Source organism: Flavobacterium galactosi, assembly GCF_048158585.1.
Taxonomy (GTDB): domain Bacteria; phylum Bacteroidota; class Bacteroidia; order Flavobacteriales; family Flavobacteriaceae; genus Flavobacterium; species Flavobacterium galactosi.
Genome location: NZ_JBLNKV010000016.1, coordinates 1 through 4,228 on the forward strand (window position 1 = coordinate 1; position 4,228 = coordinate 4,228).

Annotated in this window: 1 protein-coding gene and 1 pseudogene; both read right to left on the bottom strand. The window is 36.3% G+C overall.

Annotated features, from left to right (window positions below; genetic code table 11):
* Nucleotides 1-1,770 (bottom strand): annotated as a pseudogene (locus tag ACM55M_RS17365) (hypothetical protein); the annotation flags it as partial.
* A 1,213-nt stretch (nt 1,771-2,983) separates the two neighbouring features.
* Nucleotides 2,984-4,228, bottom strand: a 1,245-nt coding sequence (locus tag ACM55M_RS17370) for a T9SS type A sorting domain-containing protein (RefSeq protein WP_416858934.1), incomplete at its 5' end; no start/stop codon positions are given.

A 4,228-nucleotide genomic window follows, 5' to 3' on the forward strand; every position in this document is an offset into this window, starting at 1 on the left:
GGTGAACGCCGGTGCTGTTGTATCAACTGTCCAAGTCACTGTACGTGTTGTAGTAGCACTATTGCCACAGGCATCTGTTGCAGTGAAAGTTCTTGTTTGGGAACGCAAACAACCATCGATTACGATTGTTCCGTCTGTGAATGTCGGAGTTACCGCACCACAATTATCGGTTGCTGTTGCTGTTCCAAGCGCTGCACCAATGGCATCCGCTGTTGGATTACAGCCCAAAGTCCCGTTTATAGGTGTTCCGGTTGCCGTGATTACTGGCATGACCTCGTCTTTTACAACAGTAAAAGTACTAGTACATGTTTTAGGCACTTTGTGGCAAGCATCAAATACTTTATATTCGAAAGTCAATTGTCCGCCGCAAGTCAAATTGCCTAAAGGTGGAAAATCTGCCAGGTTATCAGTAACTGGACTAATTCCACCCGTATTACTAAAACCGGCTTTCCAAGTATTGTAAGCTGCTGTTATTGTTTCAGTTGTGCTGCATACTGGTAAAGTAACAGGCGCAGCGCATGTGACTGCCAGTCTACTCAAATCCAAATTCAACTGAATTGGAGCTCCCGGAAAATCCTTTAATTCAGATTGAGCTGAATTTCCTGAAGACCGTGTTCTAATAAACAGCGTACTGAGTGTAAAGCATGGATTATTAATCGCTGTGAGCACTTGGGTAAGATTGATAGCACCCTCCGCCCATTGGTTGGGTTCGTAGATACCATTACCAAAGCCGCTTCCATATACGTCAAAGGGTACTGGGGTACTCGAAGAGTTATTGGTTAAATAAATAGCACCAAAAAACTCAGAGTTGGAATGAACTACATATTCATACACACCAGGCGTTATTTCCGTCCATACCCGAATCACAACGTTAGCGTCACCGCCTCCTTGGGTAAATTCAATAGTGAGCAATATGTCACCAACTGTACGTCCACCATCGGTTCCTGATGTAGTAAATCCGCCACTACCCCCTATAATTGGCACAACACCACTTAAGGGGTCAGCGGGACCAAAGACAGCGCCAGTAATCGTTAAGGGAGCCTGTAAAAACTCAAAATCTATATAACTGCTCCCGTTGGTTACCTGACGGTCACCTGCAAAAAGGGCCCATAGATCTGTAGCAACTCCAGGTCCGCTTGTACCGGCAACAAAGGTCTGACCATCAATACTTACTCCTCCTATAACGTTTGGATCACCATAACTAAAATGAACACCAGCATTTTGGATTTCATTTTTGTTAGGTGAAGATCCTGCACCCCAAGTATAGGTGTTTGGATTATCATTTATCTTATTAGACTGGGTAAATATGGTTGGATCATTTAGATAAGGATCTTGCAGAAAATAGCTGACAGGCACGGTGACAGGTTCCGTGGGTTTGTAAAAAACTTCACCTGTAAATGGGTTAATCACACCATGACCATCTATAGTAGGATGCAATTTGTCAAACAAGTCTCCTACACCCTCATATATAGTGCCAATAGGTTCATGAGCAAAGGCATCGCCATCAACTGCGGAACCACTATGGGGGTATTGTACTGGCACTATACCTTTAATAGATCCTTGTGCATTAACTTTATAACCCGTCATTAAAATTGCCGCCAACATAAATGGCAAAGCAAACGACTGACGCCAATAACAAGACCATAGCCTTGATAAGGAATCGATAGGAGCTATAAAATTAAATTTTGAAAAACCTACGTTTAAAAGTTGGAAAAAAGTACAACAATATTCTTGCGTACTTTTTATCTTAAAAGAGATAATTTTTTTCATAATAATTTGGTTTTAAGACCATAATTATTAACAAGAAAGCATTAGTAGAGTTTGGGGTTGCGAAAAACTAAAGTGTGTTCTCTCATAAATTGTATTTATACATTAGAAAAAATAGAAAGGTTACAGATTTAAAATAGGTAACCACCAGAAAAACAATCCTCTTCAAAAAATAGATTTTATGAAGCATACATTCAATAAACTGGATGTGTAATATGGGGATTAAAAAACATATCCATTTATTAACTAAAAACATTTTTTTTAACAATTTAAAATATTGATTTTAAAAATGATTAGAAATAAAAAATAATAAAAATAGGATAAACAAAAGTTTTCAGATTCAGCGAAAACTCGTAGAAAAAACGAAACATCTTCAAAAAATAATTTTATGAAGTACTCCATCATTCAAAGGATATTTTATTGTGGGGTAACAAAAAGATCCTTTTATTATTTGAAAGTTGTTTGATAAACAACTCAAATGAAATAATTTTTTGTTAAACCAAAGTTAGGTATTACACCAAAAAATGAAAAAAAAATAAAGGGAAACAAGACAACATTCTTTTATACCCGACAAAGAACATAGTTCGCTAAGAAAAGCTTTACAGTACTAAAAAATTAATACTAAAAAACTCGTTAACTAATTGGTTTTCAATTAATTAATAATTTTATTACATAAATTTTGTTAATCAAAAAATAATGTTAAAGGCAATAAATCCCTCTTACATTTTAATCATTTAATTGCATTTAAACTGATTTTTAGATAACAATTTTAGATAATTATTGTGAATTTTAAATTATTGAAATTCACTCATTTTTTTTAAAGACTTCGGAAGCATCATAAGAATTTTAAAATGTAGATTTTTATTCTTTCGAAATGTAGGACGAAATGATAATGAGAATAAAAACCAAGATGGTTATAAAAGATAAAATCAATACTATTGAAATGGCTTTGATTTTAGTATAAATATTAAATGAAAATTAATCCACTTTTAGTAAAATACTAATGATGAAAATACTAATGAAGTGCTTCATCATCCAAAGAATATTTTAGAGTGAGGAACAAAAAAATCTTTTGTCAACCTCAAAGTAGTTTTATACAATAACTTAAAATTCAATTAAAAAATAAAAAAATAAACCTCGGAAATTTTCACTTCCGAGGCTTATTTTATTCTAATCCATTTCATTCTTTTTTAGGGATTAGATAATCATTCAAAATCTATTTTGAAGACATTACTTTTTTCGTAGTGCTTCCTCTGTTAGTAGTCACTTTCACGAGATACACTTGCTCTTGTCTTTTGCTTGCTTTAAGATCCAGTGTTATTTCTTTATCAAAATAACTATTGGTATCAGTTTTTGTAAGCACTGATATTCCTTGTGCATTGAACACCTCGATTTTCACATCAGATTTGTAATCAAATTTGTATTTGATGGTAAGCTGATCTTTAAAAGGAACCGGATAGGCATCGAAACCTGCATTACTTGTGGTTTTAGCGGTTACAGTTGTTTCTATCGGAGCAATTGCAGTAGTTTGAGTATTGCAAGAACCCGAAGGCGTACCGGAAGTGTCTGAACAGGTACCTGATATAGCATCTACTTTTCCAATACCTACAAGAGGATTTCCATTTATACTCATCCCGAATGTAGCACTAAGCGGTCCAGTTTGATTAAATGCACCCAGTATTGATTTAACATCATACTTCACAGAGATCACGTATGTATGGCCTGCTACCGCGTTAAATTCTATAGTTACATCACCTTTATTTGGACCCGTACCAATTGTAACCTTACTAGGTGTTACATTTTGACAATCATCCACAAACAAACGTACATTACTTAAATTCTGCGGATCAAATTTTGGAAGACCTCCTGCACTAGTTTGGTCAACAATAATTGTTGTCTGACCACCACCACCTGTAGGAACGGTATAATCCCCATAATAGAAGAATACTCCAGGGATGGCATTTTTAATTTTATTTCCCTCTACAGTAATACAAACTTTCTCTAAAATAAAATTCTCCGGAGTACCACCTAGGTAATTACAACAAGTAGTTGCGGTTGGGAAAATGTGAGCACAGTTCACCGCTGGAGTTACAACTGCATTGTCAGTATCTGTACATCCATTTCCATCGGTAACAGTTAAGGTATATGTCCCAGGCTGATTTACCATTGGGGAAGCTGTATTGCCACCGCTCACGATATTTCCGTTTGAGGTAGTCCAGGCAAAACTAAGAGTGGCCGCACCGGTTGAACCGGAACCACTCAATTGGAGAGCTGCTCCTGAACAAGATAAAACTCCTCCAACTGCGGTTGCGGTTGGCAATGGATTGACAACTACTGTGGTGGTGGCTGTTTTTTTACAACCATTATTATCGGTAACCTCAACAGTATATACCCCTGCTTTTGCAGCTGTTGATGCAAAGGCGGTCGGATCTTCCATCGTAGATGTAAAACTATCCGGTCC